This window comes from Roseobacter sp. AzwK-3b, from assembly GCF_000170875.1.
Lineage (GTDB): Bacteria > Pseudomonadota > Alphaproteobacteria > Rhodobacterales > Rhodobacteraceae > Roseovarius > Roseovarius litoreus.
In genome coordinates, this window is the sequence record NZ_ABCR01000001.1 from 215,447 (window position 1) to 238,286 (window position 22,840).

Consider the following 22,840-nt stretch of genomic DNA (forward strand, 5'->3'; position numbering starts at 1 on the left):
TGGAAATCAAAGCGCTGTGATGGAGCTATGATGTGTGATATTATAACACTTCAAGAATGGCATCTTGGGAGCAGCACTTGAACATCGCAGAAATCGGCAAACCCACGCGCTTTGGCCCCGACTGGCCCGGCCAGCGCTGCGGGGCCACAACCCGGTCGGGCACACCGTGCAAAAAAGCCGCCCTGAAAGGCCGGGCGCGCTGCCGTAATCACGGAGGGTGCGCAACCGGACCACGGACCGAGGCCGGACGCGCAAGGATCGCGGCGGCTCAGCTCAAGCACGGGCGGCTGACGAAAGAGAAGCGCGAGGAGGCCAAGCGGCGGGCCGAAATTGGTCGGGAGATCAGGGCGGAGCTGCGCGACATTGAAGGACTGGCCTTGGCTCGCGGTTGGCTGAGGCCGGGGTGGCGGCAGTGGTTCGGTGAGGAGACGTGAAGGCGCCGCTCCAACGGTCTCGTCTGCATGGTTTTGCCGGGAATGCCGGGTTTGTCGGGTTTATATCCAGCGCTTCCGTGGCTATATGCGCATCCGTTTAAAATTGATCTCCGTGTGACTGGAAATAAACCCGGTAAACCCAGTATTCCCGGCAGCGTCGCGCCACGCGGCCCGGACATCTCCGATCCACCGAACATGCCAGCACCCGCTCATTCGAGCCCTTCAAACATATTCCACGGCCGCACGCCTTTTTTTTCGTTCTGCTGCTCCATCTCACAGCCATCATCATCATGCCTGCACGCTCGCTCAGCATCCAAATCAGGGCGATCACTGATGACCCGATAAACACGGGTGTTGGTACGGGGATCGTGGCGTCCGGTCAGACGCAGACCGTGAATGATACGGCCCTCGCGATATTTTAGAATTTTCCCAATACTTTTAACCGACACCCTCGCCCGATCACCACCAATATCTCGCAACGCAGAAGCAAGGTCAGTCTCAAAACCCAGAAACTCCGATGCGGCCTGAACGTCCTTCGCGTTGAATTCACTGTCATCAAACTTGGCTTTCAAAGCGTCCAGTAACGCGAACAAAGCGTCTGCTACTGGATCTTCTGCCTGCGCAGCACGGATCAGGTCCATCGGATCTCCGAAAGCCATAGGCTCAAGCGTAGTATCCACCCAAACGACGGTCTGCCGAACCAGATCATCCCAACCTTCAAAGGATGCAAGCCGTCCGGGTGCGCGCTCTTTCGCGTTTGCGTATCTTGCCCGGATCAGGGTACAGGCCGCCGCCAACATCTTCACCCGGTTTTGGAGGACGTACTCCAATGGATCACACGCGAATTCACGGGCGAACGGTTGATCTGTCTCGGGGTCAATCCGCGAAATGATGACGCGGCGCGGCAGGTCGCCAGCCAGACATAAATTGTTTCCAGTGAGGATAAGCATAGCCCTGTTCGGGATGCGAATACTCTCCGACTTCCCCAACACTCGATCCGCCATCGCTTCGCTGGTAATGAACGATGCCATGCTGGCACTATCCAGTGTGCCCACGACATTGTCCCAGACAAGAACTCGTTTGCCACCGCGCAGGGCTGTGAACAAACGTTTCCGGGTTTCTTCGTCGTCACGGCCCTGCGTATGCGGCCACACTTCGGGGCTCCTGCCTTCGGTCAGCGCACCGATGCAAGACGCAAGCAAAGTCTTCCCACTGCCTTGAATTGGCGCATCAAACCCAAATGCCGGGGAAGTCGGGAGCACAGGCCGCACCGCTGCGGTTAGGAGCGCTCCGAGCAACGCGCCTTTTGCCTGCGGCGTTACAAATGGAAATTCCTTGAACGGCTCCAGCAGTATGGCAAGTGCCTCGTGCGCCTCGGCGATGGTGGGAGCTACTGGAATCTTGGGCCCATCGTCCTCTCCCGGATCGTAGAGAAGCTTTGTTTTGCTGTCGTAGCCGGGTGTATCCAAAACGCTACCGTCCAGCCGGATCGTTGGAGCAGTAATCACGCCCTCAAGCTGTTTGAGGCCGCGGCGCTCGCCTAAAGAGATAATCATTTTCAATAGCGTAGCAGGTGGGTCCTCATCATTCTGACGCTCGACATCACCCTTTTTTGTGGCGCGCCAGTACTGCGCTACACTACCCAAATGGTGAGCTAACGTGTGTTCACACAAGGGTTGGGGACGCCCTTTATCGACCAAGACGAGCTGGCCACCGAAATCAAAGACGACGGGATCATTGCGTAAAAGATCCAATGTCTCTGTTGCAGCCTCAGCAGTACGACCCTTCACCAGTTGAACCCGAACGGGGGCGCGCTGAAGGTTGAAGGTCCTCCCCCCACGCGCAAACGAATGCAGAACGGGGCGAGCTTGCTTCAGATAAAGCCGACCTACGAGCCGGCCGCCATCATACGCAGGCTCCAAAGGATCCAAGGTCAAAGCGCCGTGATAGCGATCGCGATGCTTCAGCAGCTTGGCAACCGAGACCATTTCAATCTTTGAGTTGACTTCGACCGGTACCACGAAATCACCCGCCAACACACTTGCTTCAAGAGCTTGACGTGCGATGCGCTCGGCTTCTGCAAATTTTTCAGGGTCTTCACGGTCCACACTTGTGAGCATCTCGTGCACACGCGCCAAGACCCACGCGTCTCGCACACTAGCAGCCTCTTGTTCTACCTCACTCTTCGCAGCTGCTTTGAGCGACGAAACCTTTTCCCGCTCATCTGGTGTCAGGGGTGGCAAGGCGATTGCTGTATCGATGATCTGCGCCGCGCCGGGAATGATGACAGGGGCGCCTCGCCGTTGATCAAGCCCTGCAGCACATGCCGCACCGCCCGCAAAATCGAAACGGGAAGGCTGCCACACTGCTGAGTCAACGTCCGTCCGCGGCAAAAGCGAGCCGCATTTGCTAATCTTGATATATCCCCGACCCGCCAACCAAAGACGGTCAAAAAGCGCTTGGCCTGCGCGAGGGATATCCTTCGCATCTTTCGACAGTATGTAGAGACGCTGACCCCGGACGCCGCGCAACTCTTTGTCACCAGCCCATATGCATGACGAAGCGGAAGACCACCACAGCATAGCAGCATCCGCCAAACCGGGTGCAGCAGCCCTTATTTCCCCAACGAGTTCATCACAAGCCAGCGGGTCACCCCCGTTAGGGGGATCATAATCCAACATCAACACACCGGGACCCTCCGGCCACCGAAAAGCATCGTTCGTCCGTGTAGTCACCCCAGCGGGACTTCCAGCATCAGCAAACATTTTGCGGGTCACAACCCGCGCAGCCTCGTTGATTGGCACCCCATAAATCAGGGCATTTGCTGACGTCAGCTGTTTTAGTATCGCCGCCAAGTCTTGCAGAGATGCGATTTCTTTCACCTCGGCAGCACCCGTGACAAGATTGCCTCCGGGTAACGTTTTCAGAAGACCATTGTCATCAAGCTGAAAGCCTTTTGATAAACGCGTGGGCTTGGTCGCGGTTACTATCGTTAGGTTAGCCATTTTCATTCCTCAGGTGTTTGCCCAAGGCGCGCAGCGACGTCTCTGTAAACCGGCCATTCGGTGAACTCACGTTTTACCCGTCCGCGCAGCCCGGCGAATGGGATTTACGTGTTCGGAGAATTCCGCAGCCACGCGTCTACTTCCTGAAGGTCGTAAATCGGCGTCTTTCCCGACGCAGGCAGCGCCGCAGGAAAGCCACGTTGCTTACACCAGCGCAGAAGCGTGTACTTGGAAATACCAAGCTGTTTGAGTAACTCGGGACGGCCAATGTACCGGGGTACAAACGGGGACATCTGTCACCTCCAGAATTCAGTTTTCATGGAGACGCTGAGATTGGGGGGAGGGGTATGCGTCAGACCTCCGCGTGCCCGAATGCCGGCGGTACGTTCCCGGAACGCCAATTGAGCGGCTGGCGTTAAGACCTCTGCATGCCATTGCCGGCGGCATGTCCCGGGCGCGGTGCGCTATTTCCATGCGTAACGTAGCATAGAGGCGCGTGCCGTCACAAGGGGCTATAAAGCACCAAGTATCTGCTTTTATTGTATAATTATTGTTTTCTAGTTGTCCAGATTAACCAGCTCATGCACAAACGTGCCCCAACGAAACAAAGCAGACTGGCGTTCTTTCAGAAATTGGCCACGTAAATAAACTGCTGCAACGCCACGAATCGCACCACTGCGGTGATTCAGAACTTTATCGACCACCGCGTGGCCAACCTCGAGCCGTTCTGCCATCATTGTCGCCGCTGTGCGCCGCAGATCGTGCAGCCGCCATTCGTTGACAGCGGAGAGTTGGTCCAGCCGGGCTTTCGCCTTCGAAAAGCCTGAGACAGCGCTCGTTCCCGTTGTCGTAAAAACAAAATCGCTGTCCGAACGCTGCGGTATCTGTTCCAAGATGGCCTGCGCCGCAGGTGATAGATGAACGGTGTGCGTCTGACCGTTCTTTGCGCGTTCTGCTCCGATGGTCCAAGTTCCCCGATCCAAGTCCAGCTCGCTCCACGTCATCCCAGCCACCTCATCACGCCTCTGCGCGGTGAGGATCAGAAGCTTCACGATCGGCCCGAACGGGTAGCCGATAGCGTCAGCCGCATACCACACCGACCGTAGCTCAGACTCGGTCAACACACGGTCGCGGGATTGTTCTCCGCCGACCTTGGGTAAGGACGCAGCTGGCGAAAAATCGAGCAAGTCTCTTTCGCACGCCCAAGCAAAATAGCGCTTAATAAACGCCCGCACTCGATTGGCCTGTGTCCGCGCACCGCTGTCCGCCACACGATCGATTATGCGGACCAGATCCGCCTTGCGGATATCCTGAATTTCTCGGCCTTTAAGATGCGGCAACGCGTGAAGCTTCATAGCGTTCTCAACCTGCCTGAAGCTTTTGCGATTACGCTGTTCCCGGTCGTACCAATCCGAGAGGACGTCCTCAAAAAGTCGGGATGCCTTATCGCTCGAGAACACACCGTCACGCATCGCTTTAAGGGCCTCGGTAGCTGCCACGCGGGCCTCTGCCAAAGACATCGCTGGGTATGTACCAAGCGTCGCTCGAGCACGCCGCCCATGCTGGCGCCCAAAGGCAATCCACGTTTTGCGTCCACTAGGCGCTACGCGGACCCCGAACCCCGGAACTTGGGCATCGAAAACCTCGAACCTTTTATTCTGCGGTTTCAGGTTTTTGACAGAAGTGTCGGTTAGTCTAACTGAGGATGTCTTGGGCATTTTTGGGTGCCATATGGGTGCCAAAACTGGGGCAATGGAGTGATATCAAGTGCAACGCTATGCGACGCTTGACGGCTAATAACACAATAAAATATAGGGAAATGTGACCCGATATACAACGCAGTTCTACAATGTAGCAGATAACTTCTAATCAGCAGGTTCGGGGTTCGAGTCCTCGCGGGATCGCCAGTAAATCAAGGACATGGACGATGCAGGCCCGTGATGTTGGATCGTGTTGGATCGGGCATGTTCCGGATTTGATCCAACCTGTGATTCCTTCCCGAGCGTCATGGTCCTTGGAGAAACGATCGCGAACAATGAATTCGGGCTTTTCTCCGCGTTCCAGAGGCCATGCCTGGCCTCTGGAAGATGTCTGGATCGCGCCGGGCTGCATGCGATCACCGTTGGCGGCGCAGCTTGACGATCTGATTGGCGCCGTCGCTGCGGTTGCGCGAGTAGCGATTGGTCGTCGAGATGCTGGCGTGTTGGGCTGCGTCCCTGAGGGCGTAGGGATCCACCCCAAGGGTCTTGGCTTCGGTCACGGCACCGGCCCGGACATCCATCATCCAGAGCTCTTGCGGCAAACCCGCCGCCTCACGAAGACGACGCCAAGCCTGCACCCATCCGCTGGCGGTATAGGGCAGACCGCCTGAGCGCATGGACAGCAGGACAGGCCCGACAGGCTCTGCCGGGCGCAGCAGACGAAGCCGGCTGCGGATTTCCGGCAAGGGGGTCAGATCGAAGTGATAGGGCTCCGGCAGGCTTTTGGCGGTCTTGGAAATCACCTTGGAAAAACAGGTCAGGTCCTCGTCGAACATGTCCCATGTCAAACCGTCCTGCCACCGCTTACCCTCCCGGATGATGCCCCCTTCCTGCGGGTTCGCAGGCAGCCACTGGCCCCGCACATCGACAGCGCGCAGGGTGAATTCGTACTGGATCAGGATTCCAACGGCAAAGTCCGGCAGGCCCGCCGCATCGGCGGCCGCCACGATCTGGTAGACCTGATCCCGAGTGGGTGCCACTTGCCGTGCGGCGGGCGTCTGGAAGCGCATTTCAGTTAGGGTTCCGGCAACGGCTGCGGCTTCGGGGATCTGCAACGCTTTGCCATATCGCGCAACCCGCCGGAGCGTATTGAAAAACCGGTGGATATAGGAAACCGACCTGCCCTTTTGCTCCATCACTTTCTGGAGGCGCTTGATCTGTTCGTAAGTCAGATCCTGGATCGGCATGTGACCGATGACGGCTTCGAGTTTCGCCAGTTGCTGTATATAGCCGTGCTTGGTGTTGGCCTTTACCTCATGGATCGGCGAATACTCATCGTGCCTGTAGCGGGCGATCAGATAATGCCACGTGCCGAAGCGTATTTTCGGCTGATCCAGACTGTCCCACCAGCGGATCATCTCTTGCGTCAGTTGCCGGCAGCGCAGGGCGCGATCCAGTTGATGTTCATCCCGCGGATGGCCCGGAGGACCGACCTTTATGGCCGGAACCTTGTAGCCGGCTTTGCGATATTTTTGGGGGCATTTCCAGCGGGCCTGTCGTGTCACACTGTCCCGGCCAGACCAAGACAGGCAGGGAGCGTAGAGCGGGTCAGAGCCATCCCAGAGGGCGGGTTTAAACGGCATCGAAATTCACCTCGCTCCGGGTCCGATTGAGTGTGCCAGTGTTGGCGGGCGCATCAGGCACGCGCCGTCTATGGTCGATCCAGGCGTCGACATCGGCCTTGAGGTAGAGTTTGGTCAGGGGATCGGGCTCCGGGAAACCCTCGGCTTCCAAGGTATCTCGTTTTTTCATGAACATGTTCTTGGACATGCCAAGGCGTTCGGCTGCCCATGAAATCGAGCCGAAGGCGCTCAGTGTGCTTAAGGTGGAATCTTTTGGCATCGTGCATGTTTCCGTGTTCTGGAACTTGGGGAAATCAAGTCGACGATGGCAACGCAGAGCATCATGCAGGTCTGCATGAACGTGCCTGCGTATCTCCCTGGGGAAAACGAGTGGCCTCCCCCGAAAGGATTTACAGCGCCGATTTGAATGTCTGTGCCAGTTTGCTCACGACTAAACGGCCTGAACTGACATGCGATGAGGGATCACTAAATATTGCGCCTTGTTCACCACGTCTTCAGGATAGAGCTTTGAAAAATGGAAGGCAACATAATACTTTTTCGACCACTACATAGTGTTGTGCACAATATCTTGACGTTGAACGTTACCCGTACTCACCACCTCTATTTATGGTAGTCGATTGGATCCCAAAACGGTTTCTTGGCCTCGAATACTGCCCGCAAGGACCTTGTCGCCAAAATGGCCAATCAAGACCTAAAAATAACAAAGGTCATACAACCGCTAGCCTTCCGACACGCCGTATCGAGCGTCACATGAACCAACTCCACTTAATAACACTGACTTTTTCAATTCATCAATATATTGAGCCAAACTTGCCGATGAGCTACTCTATGTAGATGGCTATATATTTTTAGGCTCATTTATGCTTGATTTTTTCCAGACAAGAAAAAAAGCCAAGGCAGAAGACGCTGCAATTTCGCTTCATGCAATTTTGCCAAGCCAAATTCAAAAAGACACGCAGGAAACTGCATGCATTTCGGAGGCAATAATTGCGCTTTCGCATTATTGCGGCATCGAGGTTACTGGTTCAGCCGGCCTTATAACCGACCTGCAACTCGCGTTGGCTTATCAGAAAATGGTGCGATCATTGGGGGAGTTCTCTCCCCAAGATTTTGCGCTTTATGTCTTGTCGATTGTTCAAGTTCGGGCGCAGAGCAACGAGGAAGCAGACAGGATAAGAACGGCAGCCATCACATACATAGCCGATAAGAAGGTGCATTTGACACCGTCCATAAAGGCTATTTTTGAACAATCCGTTGATCAAATAGCTGAAACCAATTGCATGAACGGTCAACGTGAAGAGGCAGCCAACCCCGTCAGCTTTTCTTGTATGTCAGGAGCCAATGCGGCCGGGACCATGCCGCCCATGTCGCGATCCAGAAGAAGTAATCGCACGGTCGAACAAGCAGAAAAAGTTCATAGGCGCGTGCCGCGTCTTGCGTGCGTTGTCGATTACAACCGGCCTCGTATTCAAGGTCAGGCGACGACCAATGCAATGACAGCGAATTGTGATTTGAGCATTCACACACATGAAACATTGAGTCCCGCATTTGATTTTCAGCGCCTCAGGGCCGCACACTTTCGCAGGATGGAGTCATACAAAAAAACCCAATTATTTCTGATTTTTTTAGTGTTCTGTGCGCTGATGATGAATCTTATCCCGTAAGGAGTTCATCGTCTTAATTGGCGCAACACTTTGAGAAATGCATGTCTACGGCATCCCTAAAATTACGTCATAAATCGAAACAATTTTTTAGCTAGAGGCGCATTGTTGCTATGAATAAGTCTAGGCTACTTGAAAATAAGAGCCTCGCAAAGTTTGCGCTACTGGCGTTAGCACAGTTCTGGGCATTGAATTTTTTAAGCCGGCAGGCTGGTTTGAAAACGTTTTTTACTTTCGAAATAAAGCGAAAAATTACTTTTTTTCATTATCTTACTTAATTTTGAAGCAAGGCAATGAGACTGCCGGGAAATATGTCAGGAGCAATCCTTCGCCTTTATTTCGACATATTTTCGCCAAATTCGAGACAGTGTTTTTCAGAAATGCCGGTAGATCATCGCCGCTCGCTGCAACATCCTCAAATTGCGGAAGCGTTGGATCGATGCCCGCCCCAAGCGTAAGCGGTCGCTGGCCCTCACCTTTTACCCGCTTGTCTGACCTGCGATGCCATGTCCGATGGAGATCGGTGCAGGAGTTTCGCGATGGCGACTACGTTGGAGTTTCTCCGGGATTACGGGGTGGACATAAGGACCAACGGACAGCGACGCTGGCCGGATGAGATAAAGGCTCGGATCGTTGCTGAGAGTTTGCAGCCAGGTGTGAGCGTGAATGCAGTTGCGGCGCGGTATGGTCTTCGGGCGAACCATTTATCGGAATGGCGTAGTCGGGCACGTGATGGCCGGTTGGTTTTGCCTGTGGTTGAAGATGACAGCTTCTGTTTTGCACCGATCGTCGTGTCGGATGGTGGCGGCGGTGCGGATGTGCCGGCTGTCGCCGGGCAGCCCACAAAGCCTGACGGGTTGTCCTGTAAACCCATCGAGATTGCGATAGGTCGTGTGACAATCCGGGTCGATGGCACCACCAGTTCTGACCGGATTGCCCCGAGGGGTGGAGGGGGGGGAAGGCAGGTCTTTTAATTTGGATCGGGGAGGGTCCGCGCCTTGAAGCGTTCGGGACATTCCTCATCAACCGGCAAGGCAATCCTGCTGGAAAGCGCGAGGATACTGGCTTATTGACCTGACACCAGAATCAACGTTTCGGTTGGCAGTTTCGGAGGAGGACGCGGCGTGACGAAAATCGGCATTGTGGGCTTGGGGTCGATGGGGTTTGGCATGGCCTGTTCGCTCGTGCGGGCCGGGCTTGAAACCTGGGGCCATGACGTCAATCCGGATGCGATCGCGGGGTTTCAAGCGGAAGGGGGCCAACCCGGCACGTTGCATGATGCGCTCCCATCGCTGGACGTTCTTGTTGTCGTGGTGCTGAACGCTGCCCAGACCCGGACGGTGCTTTGCGGCCCGGATGGTCTCATGGCGCGGATGCGGCCCGGCGCGGTCATCATATCCTGTGCGACGGTATCGCCCGCCTTTGCCCGAGAGATGGAGGCCGAGGCCGAACAGCATGGTCTGCTCTATCTCGACGCGCCGATCTCGGGTGGCACAGTGAAAGCCGCGGACGGCCAATTGACGATCATGGCCTCCGGGCGTCCCACGGCCTTTGACGCCGCGCGCCCGGCGCTTGACGCGATGGCCGGTCAGGTTTTTACGCTTGGCGATCAGGCCGGCCCCGGTTCGGCGATGAAATCCGTCAATCAGATGCTGGCGGGCATTCATATCGCCGCGATGGGCGAGGCGCTGACTTTCGGGATGACCCAAGGGATCTCTCCGGAGACGTTTCTCGAGGTGATCTCGCGCAGCGCCGGAACCAGCTGGATGCTCGAAAGCCGCTTGCCTCGGGTGGTCGCAGGCGATTATGACGCCCGAAGTTCAGTCGAGATCTGGCCAAAAGACCTTGGGATCGCTCTGGACATCGCGCGCGACGCCCGGTTCTCGGCCCCGCTGACCGCGGCGGCATTGCAGCAATTTCTGGCCGCCTCAGGCATGGGATATGGCGCCGAAGACGATGCCGCCGTGGCCAAGGTCTATGCCCGCAATGCCGGGCTGACGCTGCCGGGCGATGACACGCCATGACCTGCCTGCTTGGGGCCATCGCCGATGACTTCACCGGCGCCACAGACCTTGCCGGATTGCTGGCCCGGTCGGGCGCGAGGGTCTCTTTGCGCATCGGGGTGCCGCAGGCACCGCCGGAGGACCCTGCCCCTTTCGAGGTCATCGCGCTGAAAATACGCACCGCGCCTGTCGCCACCGCCAAGACCGAGGCGCTTGCGGCGCTCGATTGGTTGCAGGCCGCAGGGGCTCAGCGGTTTTTCTGGAAATACTGTTCGACCTTCGATTCCACCCCGCAAGGCAATATCGGCCCGGTGGCCGAAACCCTGATGGACAGGCTTGGCGCCAGACAGACGGTGTATTGCCCGGCCTTTCCCGAAAACGGGCGCAGCGTCTATATGGGGCATCTGTTCGTTGGCCGGACGCTGCTGGCCGAAAGCCCGATGCGCGACCATCCCCTGACCCCGATGCGCGACAGCAATCTGGTCCGGCTGCTGGCACCGCAGGTGACCGGCCCCGTCGGGCTGATCGACAGGCTTTGCGTGGCACAGGGGAGTGACGCGGTACGCGCAGAATTGCGCAAACTCGCCGAGGATGGCGTCGCGCATGTGATCGTCGATGCCGTGGCCGACGCCGATCTGACCACCATCGCCTCGGCCTGTGCTGAGCATGCGCTGATGACCGGTGGCTCGGCGCTGGCCATGCCGGTGCCCGCGCTGTTGCGCAAGGACGGGAGGCTGGGCGACACGGCCCGCGCCCTGCCAGCCCCCGATCTGCGCCCCGAAACCATCGTTCTTTCGGGCAGTTGTTCGGAGATGAGCAACCGGCAGGTCGCGGCCTATCTGGCCCAAGGCCGCCCCGGTCTGCGCCTCGATCCGCTCATCCTGGCCCGGGAGGGGGCGCAATCGGCGTTGGACTGGCTCCAGAGCCAGGATCTTGCGCAAGCGCCGCTGATCTATGCCACCAGCCAACCGGACGCCGTGCGGGCCGCACAAGCGGCGCTTGGCGCAGCTGAGGCCGGTGAGATCGTCGAGCAGACGCTCGCCGCCTGCACCCGCAAGGCGTTCGAGATGGGCGCGCGGCGCTTCGTCGTGGCGGGTGGCGAAACATCCGGCGCCGTGACGCAGGCGCTTGGGGTGACACGGCTTGATATCGGCCCCGAGATAGCGCCGGGCGTGCCATGGTGCCATTGCGATATCGGCGGACATGCTGCCGCCCTGACGTTGAAATCGGGCAATTTCGGCGCCGAGACATTCTTTCGCGATGCCCTCGACCAACTGGAGCGGACATGACTGCCGAAACGCACTTGCGCGATCAGATCTGCACGCTGGCCAAGTCGATGTTCGACCGTGGTTTGACGGGCGGCTCGACCGGCAACATCTCGGCCCGGACCGAGGATGGAGGTTTACTGGTGACGCCGACAGGCACCTGTTTCGGGCGGCTCGACCCTGAACGCCTGTCGCGGTTCGATGCGGCGGGACAGCTGATCGGTGGCGACCAGCCGACCAAGGAAATGCCCCTGCACAGCGCGTTTTACGACACAAGGTCCGGGACCGGCGCGGTGGTGCACCTGCATAGTTGCCATTCGGTCGCGCTGTCGATGATGCCCGATGCGAACGAGGATGATTTCCTGCCGCCCCTCACGCCTTACGCGATCATGAAGCTGGGCCGGGTGAAGCTTCTGCCGTTCTTTTTGCCGGGCGACCCGGCCATGGGCGACGCGGTGCGCGGGCTGGCGGGCCGGCGCAGCGCCGTGATGCTGGCCAATCACGGCCCGGTCGTCGCGGGCAAGGATGTCGAGGCGGCCTGCAATGCGATCGAGGAACTCGAGGACACCGCGCGGCTTGCCATTTTGCTGCGCGGCTGCAACCCGCGCATGTTGACGCCCGAGCAGGTGCGCGCCGTCGTCACGCGCTTCAACGTGGACTGGGACTGATGCGCTTTTCCGCCAATCTGGGGTTTCTTTGGACAGATCGCCCCCTGCCCGATGCGATCCGCGCCGCCGCCGCCGCAAGCTTCGACGCGGTCGAATGCCATTGGCCCTATGACACGCCCGCGCCCGACGTGGCCGAGGCACTGGCCGAAACCGGTTTGCCGATGCTGGGGCTGAACACAAGGCGAGGCGCGCCCGGTGAAAACGGGCTTTCGGCCCTCACGGGACGGGACCAAGAGGCCCGCGCGGCCATCGACGAGGCGCTGGCCTATGCCGCGCAGATCGGCGCCGGATGCGTGCATGTGATGGCCGGTTTCGCAACCGGACCCGAGGCCGAGGCGGCCTTTCTGGCCAATCTCCGCTATGCGACCGATGCAGCTGCGTCGTACGGCATCACGATCCTGATCGAGCCGCTGAACCACTATGACGCGCCGGGCTATTTCCTGACCACCACCACACAGGCCGCGCGGCTGATCGACAGTCTTGGCGCTCCAAATCTCAAGCTGATGTTCGACTGCTACCATGTGCAGATCATGGAGGGCGATCTGACGCGGCGGCTGGAGCGGATGCGGCCCGTGATCGGGCATATCCAGTTCGCCTCGGTGCCGGATCGTGGACCGCCCGACACAGGCGAGGTGAATTTCGCGCATGTCTTCGCCGCGATCGAGCGTCTTGGCTGGACCAGCCCCTTGGGTGCCGAATACCGGCCGCTTGCCGGCACCGACGACAGTCTGGGCTGGCTGACCACACTGCGTTGATCCTTTGGATAGTTGAACGGAGAGACCACAGATGAAGGTATTGATCATCGGCGCGGCGGGCATGATCGGGCGCAAGCTGACGGATGCGATCCTGCGGGATCAGGCCATCGGAGATCGCCGCGTCGAGGCGCTGCATCTGGCTGACGTGATCGCCCCCGTGCCGCCCGCGTCTGACAGCGTCGCGATCACCACCAGCACGACCGATCTGACAGATCCCGCCGCGGCGCGCGCCCTGACCGTGTCGCGCCCGGAGGTTATCTTTCACCTTGCCGCCGTGGTCTCGGGACAGGCCGAAACCGATCTTGACCTGGGGCTTACCGTCAATCTGGATGGCACGCGCAACATATTGGACGCCATTCACCTGACGGGTGAGGGCTATTGTCCGCGCTTTGTCTTTACCTCGTCGCTGGCGGTGTTCGGCACGCCGCTGCCCGATGTGATCCCCGACGATTTCGCGCCCAACCCGCGCACCAGCTATGGCGCGCAGAAACTCATCGGCGAGATACTAGTGTCGGATTTTTCCCGCAGGGGTCTGCTCGACGGGATATCGCTACGGCTGCCCACGATCTGCATCAGGCCCGGGGCGCCGAACGCCGCGGCGTCGGGGTTCTTCTCGGGCATTCTGCGCGAGCCGCTCGCGGGGCTGCCCGCCGCCCTGCCCGTCGATCCCGAGACGCGCCACTGGTTCGCCGGTCCGCGCGGGGCGGTGGGCCTTCTGCTGCACGCTGCGGTCGTGGACACAGCCCCGCTCAGGCATCGGCGCGCGCTGAACCTGCCGGGGATCTCGGCCACGGTCGCCGATCAGATCGCCGCCCTCGAACGCGTGGCCGGCCCCCGTGCCGTGGCGCTGATCCGGCCAGAACCCGACCCGCTGGTGCGCGACATCGTCTCGGCCTGGCCGCGCGCCTTCGCGCCGGATCGCGCGCTGTCGATGGGCTTCACCGCCGAGACAAGTTTCGACGAGATCATCGCCGCCCATATCGAGGACGAACTGGGCGGCAGTCTGCCGCTGCATGACGTGCCATGAGGGCCTGAAACCGGCGGCGCAATCGGGATCTTGGGCAGTGCCGGACGCATGGGATGACGGTTTGCGATGCCAAACGGCTGGGCTGCCTGCCAGCCGCGCGAGTGGCAGAGCCTGACAATCGTGCTCAGCGCATCATCGCGCCGCCATCCACGTAAAGTGTCTGACCGGTCATGAAACGCGCCCAAGGGGAGGCGAGGAAAAGCACCGGGCCGGCGACATCCTCGGGGGTTGCGATCCGTCGTAGCGGTGTCTGCGCGATAAGGGACTGTTTGAGGTCTTCCTTGACCGCGCGGCTTGCATCCGTCGGATAGACCAGCCCGGGGCACACGGTGTTGACCCGGATACCCAAAGGCCCCAGCTCCATCGCAAGGTTGCGGCCAAAGCCGACCAAAGCGGATTTCGCGGTGGTATAGTCGTGATACGGCACCACGGGATGCGCGATCAGATTGGAGGCGATCGTGATGATCGTGCCATCGGCCCGCTCGAGCATGCCGGGCAGGACCGCCTGTATCATGCCATGGGCCGCCTTGACCGAGCCATCGATCTGAGCCTGAAAATCGCTCCAGTCCAACTCCCAGAAAAGCTTGCGCTTTTCCGGAGAGAACATGAAGGGCGCGAAAGCGTTGTGCACCAGAATATCGACCTTGCCGAAGGCGTCGAGCGCGTCCGCAACCAGCCTGCGGGCGCCCGTTTGATCGGTCACGTCGGCCTGCAGCGCCAGAGCGTCGCCGCCCAGAGCGTTGCAGGCGGCGACGGTGGCATCGGCGGCTTGCGCATTCTGCAGATAATTGACCACAACAGAGGCATTTTCGGCTGCAAACGCCTTTGCGATTGCCGCTCCGATCCCGCGACTGGCGCCGGTGACAAGGACGGTTTTGCCAGCAAAATCCATGCGATCACTCCGGGATGAGGTCCGTGACGACCACGCGGCGCATATCGAGCGCCGACGAGATCAGCCCCTGCGCGAGAAAGGCATCGGCGCCATCCTGCAGGACATCGACATTGAAATGCCCCAGCCCCTTGGCGCGCGTCGTCTCGGACTGGGCGGACAGGTTGCGAAGGTCTATGATCCCCAGATTGACCGCCTCGTCACGACCGTTGATCGACCGGGTCACGGCGATCTTCGCGGCCTCTTGCGGGTTGTCGATCATCCACTGGGCACTGTCGCGATAGGCCTGCAGAAAGCGGCGCAGGATCGGCTTGTTGGCCTCGTAATAGGCCCGTGTGACCACGAAAACATCCGTGGGCACGTTCAGGCTGTCGGCGACGTTGATGACATTGACCTCTCCCAGCCCATTGAGGCGGCCGATATAGAGGCCGGTATCGGTGGCGGCGGTGGCATCCACCTGCCCCTGAATCACCGGCCCGAAGTTCAAAAGGCCAGTGACCTGAATGGTCACGTCATCCTCGGTCAGGCCCACCTGATGGAGCAGGAACAGAAGGTTCTGGCGCGTTCCGCTGTTCAGACTGTAAACCCCGATGGTCTTGCCCTTGAGATCGGCTGCGGTTGCGATCCCGCGCCCCAAGGGGGCGACGACGTTGAACACGTTCTGCGGGTAGATGTTGTAGATCGCCACCAAATCCTCGCCCTGATCGAGCGCCTGATACAGCGAGGCGGGATCGGTAAAGGCGACATCCGCAGCCCCGGACAGCATGTTGGTGATCGCCGAGCCGCCACCGGTGCCCGGAACATATCCAAGCTCGATCCCATGCGCCTTGAAGAACCCCTTGTCCGGTTCGGCCAGGATGTTGGTGATTTCGCTGATCGGCTTGCTCCAGCCAGCGATTGTCACCTTGTCGAGGTCTTGCGCGGACACCTGAGACAAGCTCAGGACAAGGGCCGCAAGGGCGGCTAGTGCACGTAACATCATATCTCGTCTCCCGTCTGCCGGCGGCGAAGCAACCAGCGTTCTGCCAATATGGTCAGTTGATAAAACAGCATGCCCATCACCGTGATGACGATGAAAAGCGCGAACATCAGAGTGGTGTCCATCATCCCCTGCGCCGCGATGATGCTGGCGCCAAGCCCCTGCCCGCCCGAGATGAACTCTCCCACCACGGCGCCCACAAGAGCGAGCACGACCGATACCCGAACCCCCGCGAGGATGACCGGCAACCCTGCGGGGATTTTCAGCCGCAACAGCGTCTGCAGACGGCTCGCCCCCAGCATACGGAAGAGATCGCGTTGATCGGCGGGCGCCGAGCGAAGGCCCGTCACCGTGGTCTCGAGCAGCGGGAAAAAGCAGATCAGCGCGGTGATGATGACGATCGAGGTCAGTCCGAACCCGAACCATACGATAAAGATCGGCCCAAGCGCCAATTTCGGCACCACCTGGCTGGCCAGGATATAGGGCCAGAGCACGCGGCGCAGCACGTCCACCTCGCTCAGGAGCACGCCGAAGGCGAAGCCGATGACGCTGCCAAGGGCAAAGCCCAGAAGCGTTTCGGCAAAGGTGACCCGGATATGTGGCCATAGAAAGCCATCGGTCAGTCCCTGCCACAGCACCGCAAGAACCGCCGATGGCGCGGGCACCAGAAGGCTCGAGACGCCCGATATCGTCACCCAGATCTCCCAGATCAGGCCGAGGCCGAGAAACAGACCGATCGAGGCAAGGCGCACACCGGTCATGGCGTCACGGTCCCCAAGGCGGGCGCAAGGGCCGCCTTGATTTCTTCGCACTGCCGGATGGCTTGCGGGTGATACCGGCTGTCGCCGGAGGCACGATCCGGCACATCGATGGCAAGGCTTCGAGTGATGCGACCCGATTGCATGACCGAGACATGGCTTGCCAGATAAACGGCCTCGGCAATGTCATGGGTGACGAACAGAACCGTCGTGCCCTGCGCGAGGGTCAGGCGCAGCAGATCATTCTGCAAATCCTCACGCGTGATCGCATCGACGGCGGCAAAGGGTTCGTCCATCAACAGAAAAGGCGGCTCTGTCACAAGGGCACGGGCCAGCGAGACCCGGCTTTGCTGCCCCCCGGACATCTGACACGGGTAACGCTGCGCATGCGCGTCGATACCCACGAGGGTCAGCAGGTCCATGGCGCGCGCGCGGTCGGTCGCGGTCACGCTGCGGTGCAGGGAAATGGGCAAAAGCACGTTGTCGAGCACGCTGCGCCAATCCAGCAGGCTTGGGGTCTGGAAGACGAAGCCGATCTGCCGGGACGGGCCATCGAGGATCGTGTCGCCGATACGAACGCATCCCGCTGTCGGCCGCAGCAGACCCGCCGCGATTTTCAACAAGGTGGTCTTTCCACAGCCGCTGCGCCCGACGAGACAATGAAAGTCGCCCGGCGCCAGCGACAGGCTGGCGTCCTGCAGGATCGGGGCTTCGCCGGGATAGGCGAAATCGACCTGCTGCAGGGTCAGGGCGCGCGCGCGGTCAGTCATCGTAAGAGGCCAGCCTGTCCGCCGCCGGTGGGGCGCGGGCGTCCATCTCGGTGATCTGCACGAGATCGGACAGGTTGAACCGGCCATCGTGATGCCAGCCCGCTTCGGGTGTGGTCATGTCCCCAAGGGCAGCGATCCGCGTGACACCGGCCTCGCCCAGCAGGCCCGCAAGCCTGAACAGGGCATCAGGCGGCGCGGCGATGCCCACGGTCTGGAGCACGGCCCGGTAGGGGGCGACCTGACTGGGCACATCGGTCAGCGCATCGACAGCCACCACTCGTATCGCGCGGTTGAGGCAAGAGGGGCCAAACCCCTGACCGCCCTCGTGAAAAGACACGCTCCAGTCGCCCAGCGCATCGCCGATCACTTCGGCGCCATGGGCGAATTCCTCTTGTTGGCGCCATGCGGCAAGGCTGTTGGCCTCGGCCATGCTCAGGGCGCGACGCGGGTAGCGTTGCCCGAACGCGGACAAGGCCCCCGCCAGATAGCGCGCAAAGACACGCGGCGAGACATGGCCGCCCTTTTCAACGAACACCACATGCGGGGCGAAGCATCCTTGCTGGTCGTAGCGGGCAATGTCCTCGGCGGCACGGCGCGCGGTCTCGGCGGCCTTGGCCGGATCGAGCGCCTCGGCTGCAATCATCGCGAAACTGACCTTGTGGCCGAATTGCAGCAAGCGTTTCCCGCTTGGCATACGGCTTTGGATATCGGCCAGAGCCTCGGCACTGCCATAAGCAAGGGCCATATCGGCTGACTGCAGCAGGGCGCGCTCGGGTGCGTCCTCGCCACCCTGCCACCACACGACGGCAAGACAGTCGGAAAGCTCGGGCGCGACCTCGGCCAGAATTTCGGCAAACCATGTGGCGAAGAGCGGCTCGGCGCTGGAGACCTTGCCGATCGTGCCCGACTTCACCAGCAGGCCGCAAACAAGGCTCCAGAGCGGCAAGGCGGGGACGTTCCCGGCCCAGATATGCCCCAACACACCGGGACCGAAGGCGCGCCCATAGCCGCCCTTTGGCAAGGGTTGAAACTCATCAAGGATCGCGGGATTGGGAAAATCCTCTGCCAGAAAGCGCAGAAGCTCGGGTTTGCGAAACGTCTTGAGATAGCGGGTCAATCCCACGCGCACCATCTCGGCGTCATAGCCGGTCACGACCGGCAGCGCCCGTTCCATACGCTGGCGATACGGGTCCTGCCGGTCAAGCAGCCGGGCGATCACCCTGTCGATCACCTCGACGATGCGCGACACGGGCATTGGCCGCAGATGCTGGGCCGCATGATGGCGCACATGGGCGGCAAGACGGGTCATGTCCTGCGGTTCGAGCACGGGAACCGCAACCTCATACCCCGGCGCGCCGCCCTGCCCGAATGTCAGGGTTTTCCAATGCAGGGCCTGAGGATCAAGGCCGGGAAGATAACACGCCCGCTCCACCATCGCAGATCAGCCCGCCTCCGCCGCCTTGAGAAAGGCGTCAACCGCCAAGGAACAGCCAACCGCCTCGGCGCCGGAAACGCGCCCAAGAAGCTGGAACCCATCATCGACCTCGATGGCGGCATCTTCGGTCAGGATCGTGGTGACGATGTTGTAATGGGCAAGGTCGGTATGGGCCAGAACCCCGGTTTCGCCCTTGGGCACTGCCATGCCCGTCAACGGATTGACCACACGGCTGCGCACCCAATGCGGCCCGGACTTGACCGAGGGGCATATCGCGTTTCCGTCATCATAGAATTGCGACGAAAGCTCGGTCATTCCATACATGCCGATGCAGTCGTCGCGGGCCACACCGAAGGTTTCACTGAGCGCGTCGTAAAAGGCGTCAAGCTCCAGCTCCCGGGACTGGCCCTTGAACCCTCCGGTATCGAGAATGCGGCTGCCCGGCGGCAGATGGAAACGGCGCCCCTCGGCCTGCAACGCATCCATGGCATGCACGAGGCTGAAGCTTGCCCCAAGCAGCGCATAGCTTTGTCCGGTCGCCTCGGCCTGTTCGAGGGCATGGATCAGCCGGGCAAGATCGATCCCGTCCGCTCCGATCAGCCAGTCACTGTCCGGCGTGCCGAAACCGGTGATCGCAAGGTCAAGATAATGCGCAAGCGACGAGTTCGGCATCATCCGGGTCGTCGGAAACAGGATGCCCATTTTTATGCCCGTGTCGCCGCGCATGAAGCGCTGCGCAAAGTTGCGGCGCATCGAGGCGTCATAGACATCGAGGCCCGCGTGATAGCTTTTGCCGCGCCGCCCGGCTTGGGTGGTGCCGCTGGTCATGAACACGGCCACGGCGTCTTCCGGTCGGCAGCATGTCAGATCGAGCGTCTTGAACGCGTTTATCGGCACCGGCGGAATGTCGGACCAGTGCTTGACGGTGCGCGGCGTCTTGCCGCGCGAGCGCGCGAATTTCGCGTAAGGCGCGTTGTGCTGAAACTGGAAATCATGGACTTTCAAAGCCAGCGCGTTGAACGCATCCTCGGATGGATCATCAGCCGCGATGAAGTTGAGCAGATCATCGACGATATCATCACGCGTCATGGGCCGTTTCCTCTCGGAAACCGGTGCAGGCGTCAAATGCGAGTGCCACCTCAAGCATATCCCATTTCCTCCGCCGGCATGATCCGGATCAGGTTAAAAGGGTCACCGCACCGGCACTGGTTCATCGTCCAGAGACCTATCGGTTTCTCAGCCTCTGTGGCGAGGCTCCCCTATGGATTTTCATCTGACATAATCCGGAACAGGCCTTCGGACAAGACTAATCACAAGACGCGGCCTGAGGGAAACGCGGCCCGGGGATAGTCCCGCGACGTGCCGATGCCCTGCGTGCCGTCCACCGCCATGATCGCGCCAGATTCAGGTCACGGAAATACCCGCGAGCCGGGGTACGGTCGTGTTTTTATCAAGAGTGACTTTTGCCATGACATTCAAACAAGGACCGACCAACGCCTCCCGGACGCCGCATATTCCAAGGCGCTGCCACCGATGTCGCGGCAGCGGGCGCGCGCCTTGCCCGATCTGCATGGGCCGGGGGCAGATAGCCACCGGCAGGGATATTCACGGGCAGGTCAAGATGGCGTCCTGTCAGGGCTGTTTCGGCTGCAAATCCATGCGCTGTTCGGCCTGTAGCGGGACCGGCTTTCTCTGATCCTGAAGCAGGCTTTGGGGCAAAAATCGCACCCGCAAACCCCGTGTCCCGAGACGGGCGACGTTCCGCCGCGGGCATGGGTGGATCATGCACAATCCTTGACCCTGACTCTTTCATCACGTTGGTATCTGGACTAATGCTTGGCGCATCGCTACGCGCCGGTTGGGGGCACCCTCGTGCCGAATCGTGTAGCCATATGCAGACGCCTTTGCGGGGGCGAGGGTTCATATCAACGCCGCGGGAGCGAAGCCATGACGACGAGCGCCACTCACGGAGAGCTTTACGGTCTGAACCGTTGGGGACACGGGTTTTTCGAGGTTCTCGACAATGGCGAGGTCGCGCTGAAAAACCCCATGGCGCCCGATGCGCCCGCCGTCAGCCTGCCCGGCATCATCCGCGATCTGGAAAAGCGCGGCATCCAGACGCCCATGGTGCTGCGGGTCACATCCTATCTGGAACATGCCATCCAGCAGATCAATCACGGATTTCGCGACGCGATCGAGCGCTCGGGCTATCGCGGCACCTATCGGGGTGTTTTTCCGATCAAGGTCAATCAGCAGGCGCAGGTTGTGGACCGGATCGTGGATTTCGGCCGCTCGCATGATTTCGGGCTTGAGGCAGGATCGAAACCCGAGCTGGTGATCGCGCTTGCCCACAAGCTGGCGCGCGATGCGCTGATCGTGTGCAACGGGGTCAAGGATGCCGAATTCGTCGGGCTGGCGATCCAGTCCTGCAAGCTGGGCTTCAACACGGTGATCGTGCTGGAAAGCGTGATGGAAGTGGACACCGTGATCGAGACCAGCCGCGCGCTTGGCACCGAGCCGATGCTGGGCGTTCGGGTGAAGTTGACCAACCAGATCGGCGGCAATTGGGCGGCGAGTTCCGGGGATCGCTCGACCTTCGGGATGAACACCGCGCAACTGGTGGAGGTGATCGACAAGCTGCGCGATGCGGGGCTGCTGCATTGCCTGATGCTGCAGCATTCGCATCTGGGCAGTCAGGTGCCGGACGTGAACGACGTGCGCCGCTCGGTGGGCGAGGCTTGCCGCTATTTCAGCGAGATGAAGGCCGAGGGGGCGCCTTTGACCCATCTGGATCTCGGCGGCGGTCTGGGGTTCGATTACACCGGCGAAAAGAAGGCGTCGGCCAATTCGATCAATTACAGCATCGAGGAATATTGCGCCAATATCGTCGAGACGGTGGGCTACGCGATGGACGAGGCGGGGATCGATCATCCCACGCTGGTCACCGAAAGCGGCCGGGCCGTGGCGGCAAGTTCGTCCATGCTGATTTTCAACGTGCTCGAGGCGACGCTGTTTGACGCAAGCGAAGCCCCCGATGCCGAGCCGGGCGATCACCACCTTGTGAGCGATCTGATCGCGGTGGGCGGCTACCTGTCGGGCGACCGGCTGCGCGAATGTCTCAACGACGCCAGCTTCTATCGCAACGAGATGCGCGCGCTGTTCCGCCGTGGCCAGATCGGGATCCGGCAGATGGCCCGCACCGAAAAGATCTATCGACACCTGATGGCGCGGATCAAGGCGCTGGCCGCCTCCGATGAACGCGGCGCCGATATCGAGGACGAGCTGCACAAGCTCGCGGATATCTATCACTGCAATTTCTCGCTGTTCCAGTCCCTGCCGGATGTCTGGGCCATCGATCAGCTGCATCCGCTGATGCCGTTGCAGATGCTCGATCAGGCGCCGACGCGGCGCGCGGTGTTGTCGGACATCACCTGCGACAGCGATGGCAAGATCGACAAGTTCATCCTGAGCGAAGGCACGTCGCCCTCCTTGCCGGTGCATGATCTGCCCGAAGACAGTCCCTATCACATGGGGGTGTTCTTTGTCGGCGCCTATCAGGAAACGCTTGGCGATCTGCATAACCTTTTCGGCGACACCAATGTGGTGACCATCGACCTGCGGACCGATGGCGGGTTCGATCTGTTGCATGAGCAGGAAGGCGATACCATCGCCGAAGTCCTGTCCTATGTGGAATACGATCCGAGCGACTGTGTCGCGGCCTTCCGCAAGCTGGTGGATGGGGCGATCTCGGCCGGAACGATCAGCGTCGAGGAACGCCGCCCCTTGATGCAGGCCTATCGCGACAGCATCAACGGCTATACCTATTACGAATAGCGCTCAACAGACTG

The 22,840-nt window shown here is 60.2% G+C and carries 21 protein-coding genes and 1 riboswitch; of the genes, 10 read left to right on the forward strand and 11 right to left on the reverse strand.

The genetic code is table 11. The features are described 5' to 3' along the window. The first annotated feature begins 77 nt into the window (after positions 1-77). Entirely contained in the window at positions 78-434 is a 357-nt protein-coding gene (locus tag RAZWK3B_RS00895) for an HGGxSTG domain-containing protein (RefSeq protein WP_232279464.1), read from the forward strand. A gap of 209 nt (positions 435-643) precedes the next feature. Here the strand turns inward: RAZWK3B_RS00895 and RAZWK3B_RS00900 are convergent, their stop codons facing one another. The 5 genes from RAZWK3B_RS00900 to RAZWK3B_RS00915 form a co-directional block, all read right to left on the reverse strand. Continuing rightward, positions 644-3,439 (reverse strand): hypothetical protein, encoded by a 2,796-nt coding sequence (locus tag RAZWK3B_RS00900; protein WP_007811341.1) that lies wholly within the window; start codon positions 3,437-3,439, stop codon positions 644-646. 104 nt (positions 3,440-3,543) lie between these two features. Continuing rightward, complete coding sequence (locus tag RAZWK3B_RS21900) at positions 3,544-3,732, reverse strand: helix-turn-helix transcriptional regulator (RefSeq protein ID WP_157132098.1); 189 nt, start codon at positions 3,730-3,732, stop codon at positions 3,544-3,546. Positions 3,733-3,996: 264 nt separating this feature from the next. Next, the gene (locus RAZWK3B_RS00905; RefSeq protein ID WP_037294763.1) at positions 3,997-5,157 is read right to left on the reverse strand and encodes a tyrosine-type recombinase/integrase; all 1,161 of its coding nucleotides are present in this window, start codon (positions 5,155-5,157) and stop codon (positions 3,997-3,999) included. A 398-nt stretch (positions 5,158-5,555) separates the two neighbouring features. After that, the gene (locus RAZWK3B_RS00910; RefSeq protein WP_037294764.1) at positions 5,556-6,782 is read right to left on the reverse strand and encodes a tyrosine-type recombinase/integrase; all 1,227 of its coding nucleotides are present in this window, start codon (positions 6,780-6,782) and stop codon (positions 5,556-5,558) included. After that, a complete protein-coding gene (locus RAZWK3B_RS00915) occupies positions 6,772-7,041 on the reverse strand; it encodes a hypothetical protein (RefSeq protein ID WP_007811346.1) in 270 nt (89 codons plus the stop codon). Before RAZWK3B_RS00915 ends, RAZWK3B_RS00910 begins: the two co-directional genes overlap by 11 nt. Positions 7,042-7,642: 601 nt before the next feature. On the opposite strand from RAZWK3B_RS00915, the gene RAZWK3B_RS00920 reads away from it, so the two are divergent. The 7 genes from RAZWK3B_RS00920 to denD all read left to right on the forward strand — a co-directional run bounded on the left by RAZWK3B_RS00920 (position 7,643) and on the right by denD (position 14,161). Next, the gene (locus RAZWK3B_RS00920) at positions 7,643-8,446 is read left to right on the forward strand and encodes a hypothetical protein (RefSeq protein WP_007811347.1); all 804 of its coding nucleotides are present in this window, start codon (positions 7,643-7,645) and stop codon (positions 8,444-8,446) included. 536 nt (positions 8,447-8,982) lie between these two features. Next, positions 8,983-9,417 (forward strand): IS66-like element accessory protein TnpA, encoded by a 435-nt coding sequence (gene tnpA / locus RAZWK3B_RS00925; protein ID WP_007811349.1) that lies wholly within the window; start codon positions 8,983-8,985, stop codon positions 9,415-9,417. 150 nt (positions 9,418-9,567) lie between these two features. After that, on the forward strand, positions 9,568-10,467 hold the full coding sequence (gene ltnD / locus RAZWK3B_RS00930) for an L-threonate dehydrogenase (RefSeq protein WP_007811351.1): 900 nt from the start codon (positions 9,568-9,570) through the stop codon (positions 10,465-10,467). Next, positions 10,464-11,735 carry a 3-oxo-tetronate kinase gene (gene otnK, locus RAZWK3B_RS00935; protein WP_007811353.1) on the forward strand — a complete coding sequence of 424 codons (1,272 nt, stop codon included), beginning with the start codon at positions 10,464-10,466 and terminating at the stop codon, positions 11,733-11,735. Before ltnD ends, otnK begins: the two co-directional genes overlap by 4 nt. Further along, positions 11,732-12,379 carry a 3-oxo-tetronate 4-phosphate decarboxylase gene (gene otnC / locus RAZWK3B_RS00940; protein WP_007811355.1) on the forward strand — a complete coding sequence of 216 codons (648 nt, stop codon included), beginning with the start codon at positions 11,732-11,734 and terminating at the stop codon, positions 12,377-12,379. Before otnK ends, otnC begins: the two co-directional genes overlap by 4 nt. Continuing rightward, positions 12,379-13,134 (forward strand): hydroxypyruvate isomerase family protein, encoded by a 756-nt coding sequence (locus RAZWK3B_RS00945; protein WP_007811357.1) that lies wholly within the window; start codon positions 12,379-12,381, stop codon positions 13,132-13,134. Before otnC ends, RAZWK3B_RS00945 begins: the two co-directional genes overlap by 1 nt. Positions 13,135-13,165: 31 nt before the next feature. Next, a complete protein-coding gene (gene denD, locus RAZWK3B_RS00950; RefSeq protein ID WP_007811359.1) occupies positions 13,166-14,161 on the forward strand; it encodes a D-erythronate dehydrogenase in 996 nt (331 codons plus the stop codon). Between the two features lie 124 nt (positions 14,162-14,285). Here denD and RAZWK3B_RS00955 read toward each other — a convergent pair whose 3' ends face one another. From RAZWK3B_RS00955 to RAZWK3B_RS00980, 6 genes are read right to left on the reverse strand one after another with little or no spacing between them, the layout of a single operon-like run. Then, on the reverse strand, positions 14,286-15,053 hold the full coding sequence (locus RAZWK3B_RS00955) for an SDR family oxidoreductase (RefSeq protein ID WP_007811361.1): 768 nt from the start codon (positions 15,051-15,053) through the stop codon (positions 14,286-14,288). Positions 15,054-15,057: 4 nt separating this feature from the next. Beyond that, on the reverse strand, positions 15,058-16,032 hold the full coding sequence (locus RAZWK3B_RS00960) for an ABC transporter substrate-binding protein (protein ID WP_007811363.1): 975 nt from the start codon (positions 16,030-16,032) through the stop codon (positions 15,058-15,060). Beyond that, positions 16,029-16,790 (reverse strand): ABC transporter permease, encoded by a 762-nt coding sequence (locus RAZWK3B_RS00965; RefSeq protein WP_007811365.1) that lies wholly within the window; start codon positions 16,788-16,790, stop codon positions 16,029-16,031. Before RAZWK3B_RS00965 ends, RAZWK3B_RS00960 begins: the two co-directional genes overlap by 4 nt. After that, complete coding sequence (locus RAZWK3B_RS00970) at positions 16,787-17,557, reverse strand: ABC transporter ATP-binding protein (RefSeq protein ID WP_007811367.1); 771 nt, start codon at positions 17,555-17,557, stop codon at positions 16,787-16,789. The genes RAZWK3B_RS00965 and RAZWK3B_RS00970 overlap by 4 nt, the downstream gene beginning before the upstream one ends. Continuing rightward, on the reverse strand, positions 17,550-18,992 hold the full coding sequence (locus tag RAZWK3B_RS00975) for an acyl-CoA reductase (RefSeq protein WP_007811368.1): 1,443 nt from the start codon (positions 18,990-18,992) through the stop codon (positions 17,550-17,552). Before RAZWK3B_RS00975 ends, RAZWK3B_RS00970 begins: the two co-directional genes overlap by 8 nt. A gap of 6 nt (positions 18,993-18,998) precedes the next feature. Further along, positions 18,999-20,081, reverse strand: a complete 1,083-nt coding sequence (locus tag RAZWK3B_RS00980) for a LuxE/PaaK family acyltransferase (RefSeq protein WP_007811370.1) — start codon at positions 20,079-20,081, stop codon at positions 18,999-19,001. A 48-nt stretch (positions 20,082-20,129) separates the two neighbouring features. Continuing rightward, positions 20,130-20,263: riboswitch (TPP riboswitch) on the reverse strand. 262 nt (positions 20,264-20,525) lie between these two features. Here RAZWK3B_RS00980 and RAZWK3B_RS20950 point away from each other — a divergent pair. Further along, complete coding sequence (locus RAZWK3B_RS20950) at positions 20,526-20,669, forward strand: hypothetical protein (protein WP_007811374.1); 144 nt, start codon at positions 20,526-20,528, stop codon at positions 20,667-20,669. A 270-nt stretch (positions 20,670-20,939) separates the two neighbouring features. Next, positions 20,940-22,826: a biosynthetic arginine decarboxylase gene (gene speA, locus RAZWK3B_RS00985; protein ID WP_007811375.1), complete on the forward strand. Its 1,887-nt coding sequence runs from the start codon at positions 20,940-20,942 to the stop codon at positions 22,824-22,826. The last annotated feature ends 14 nt before the right edge of the window (positions 22,827-22,840 follow it).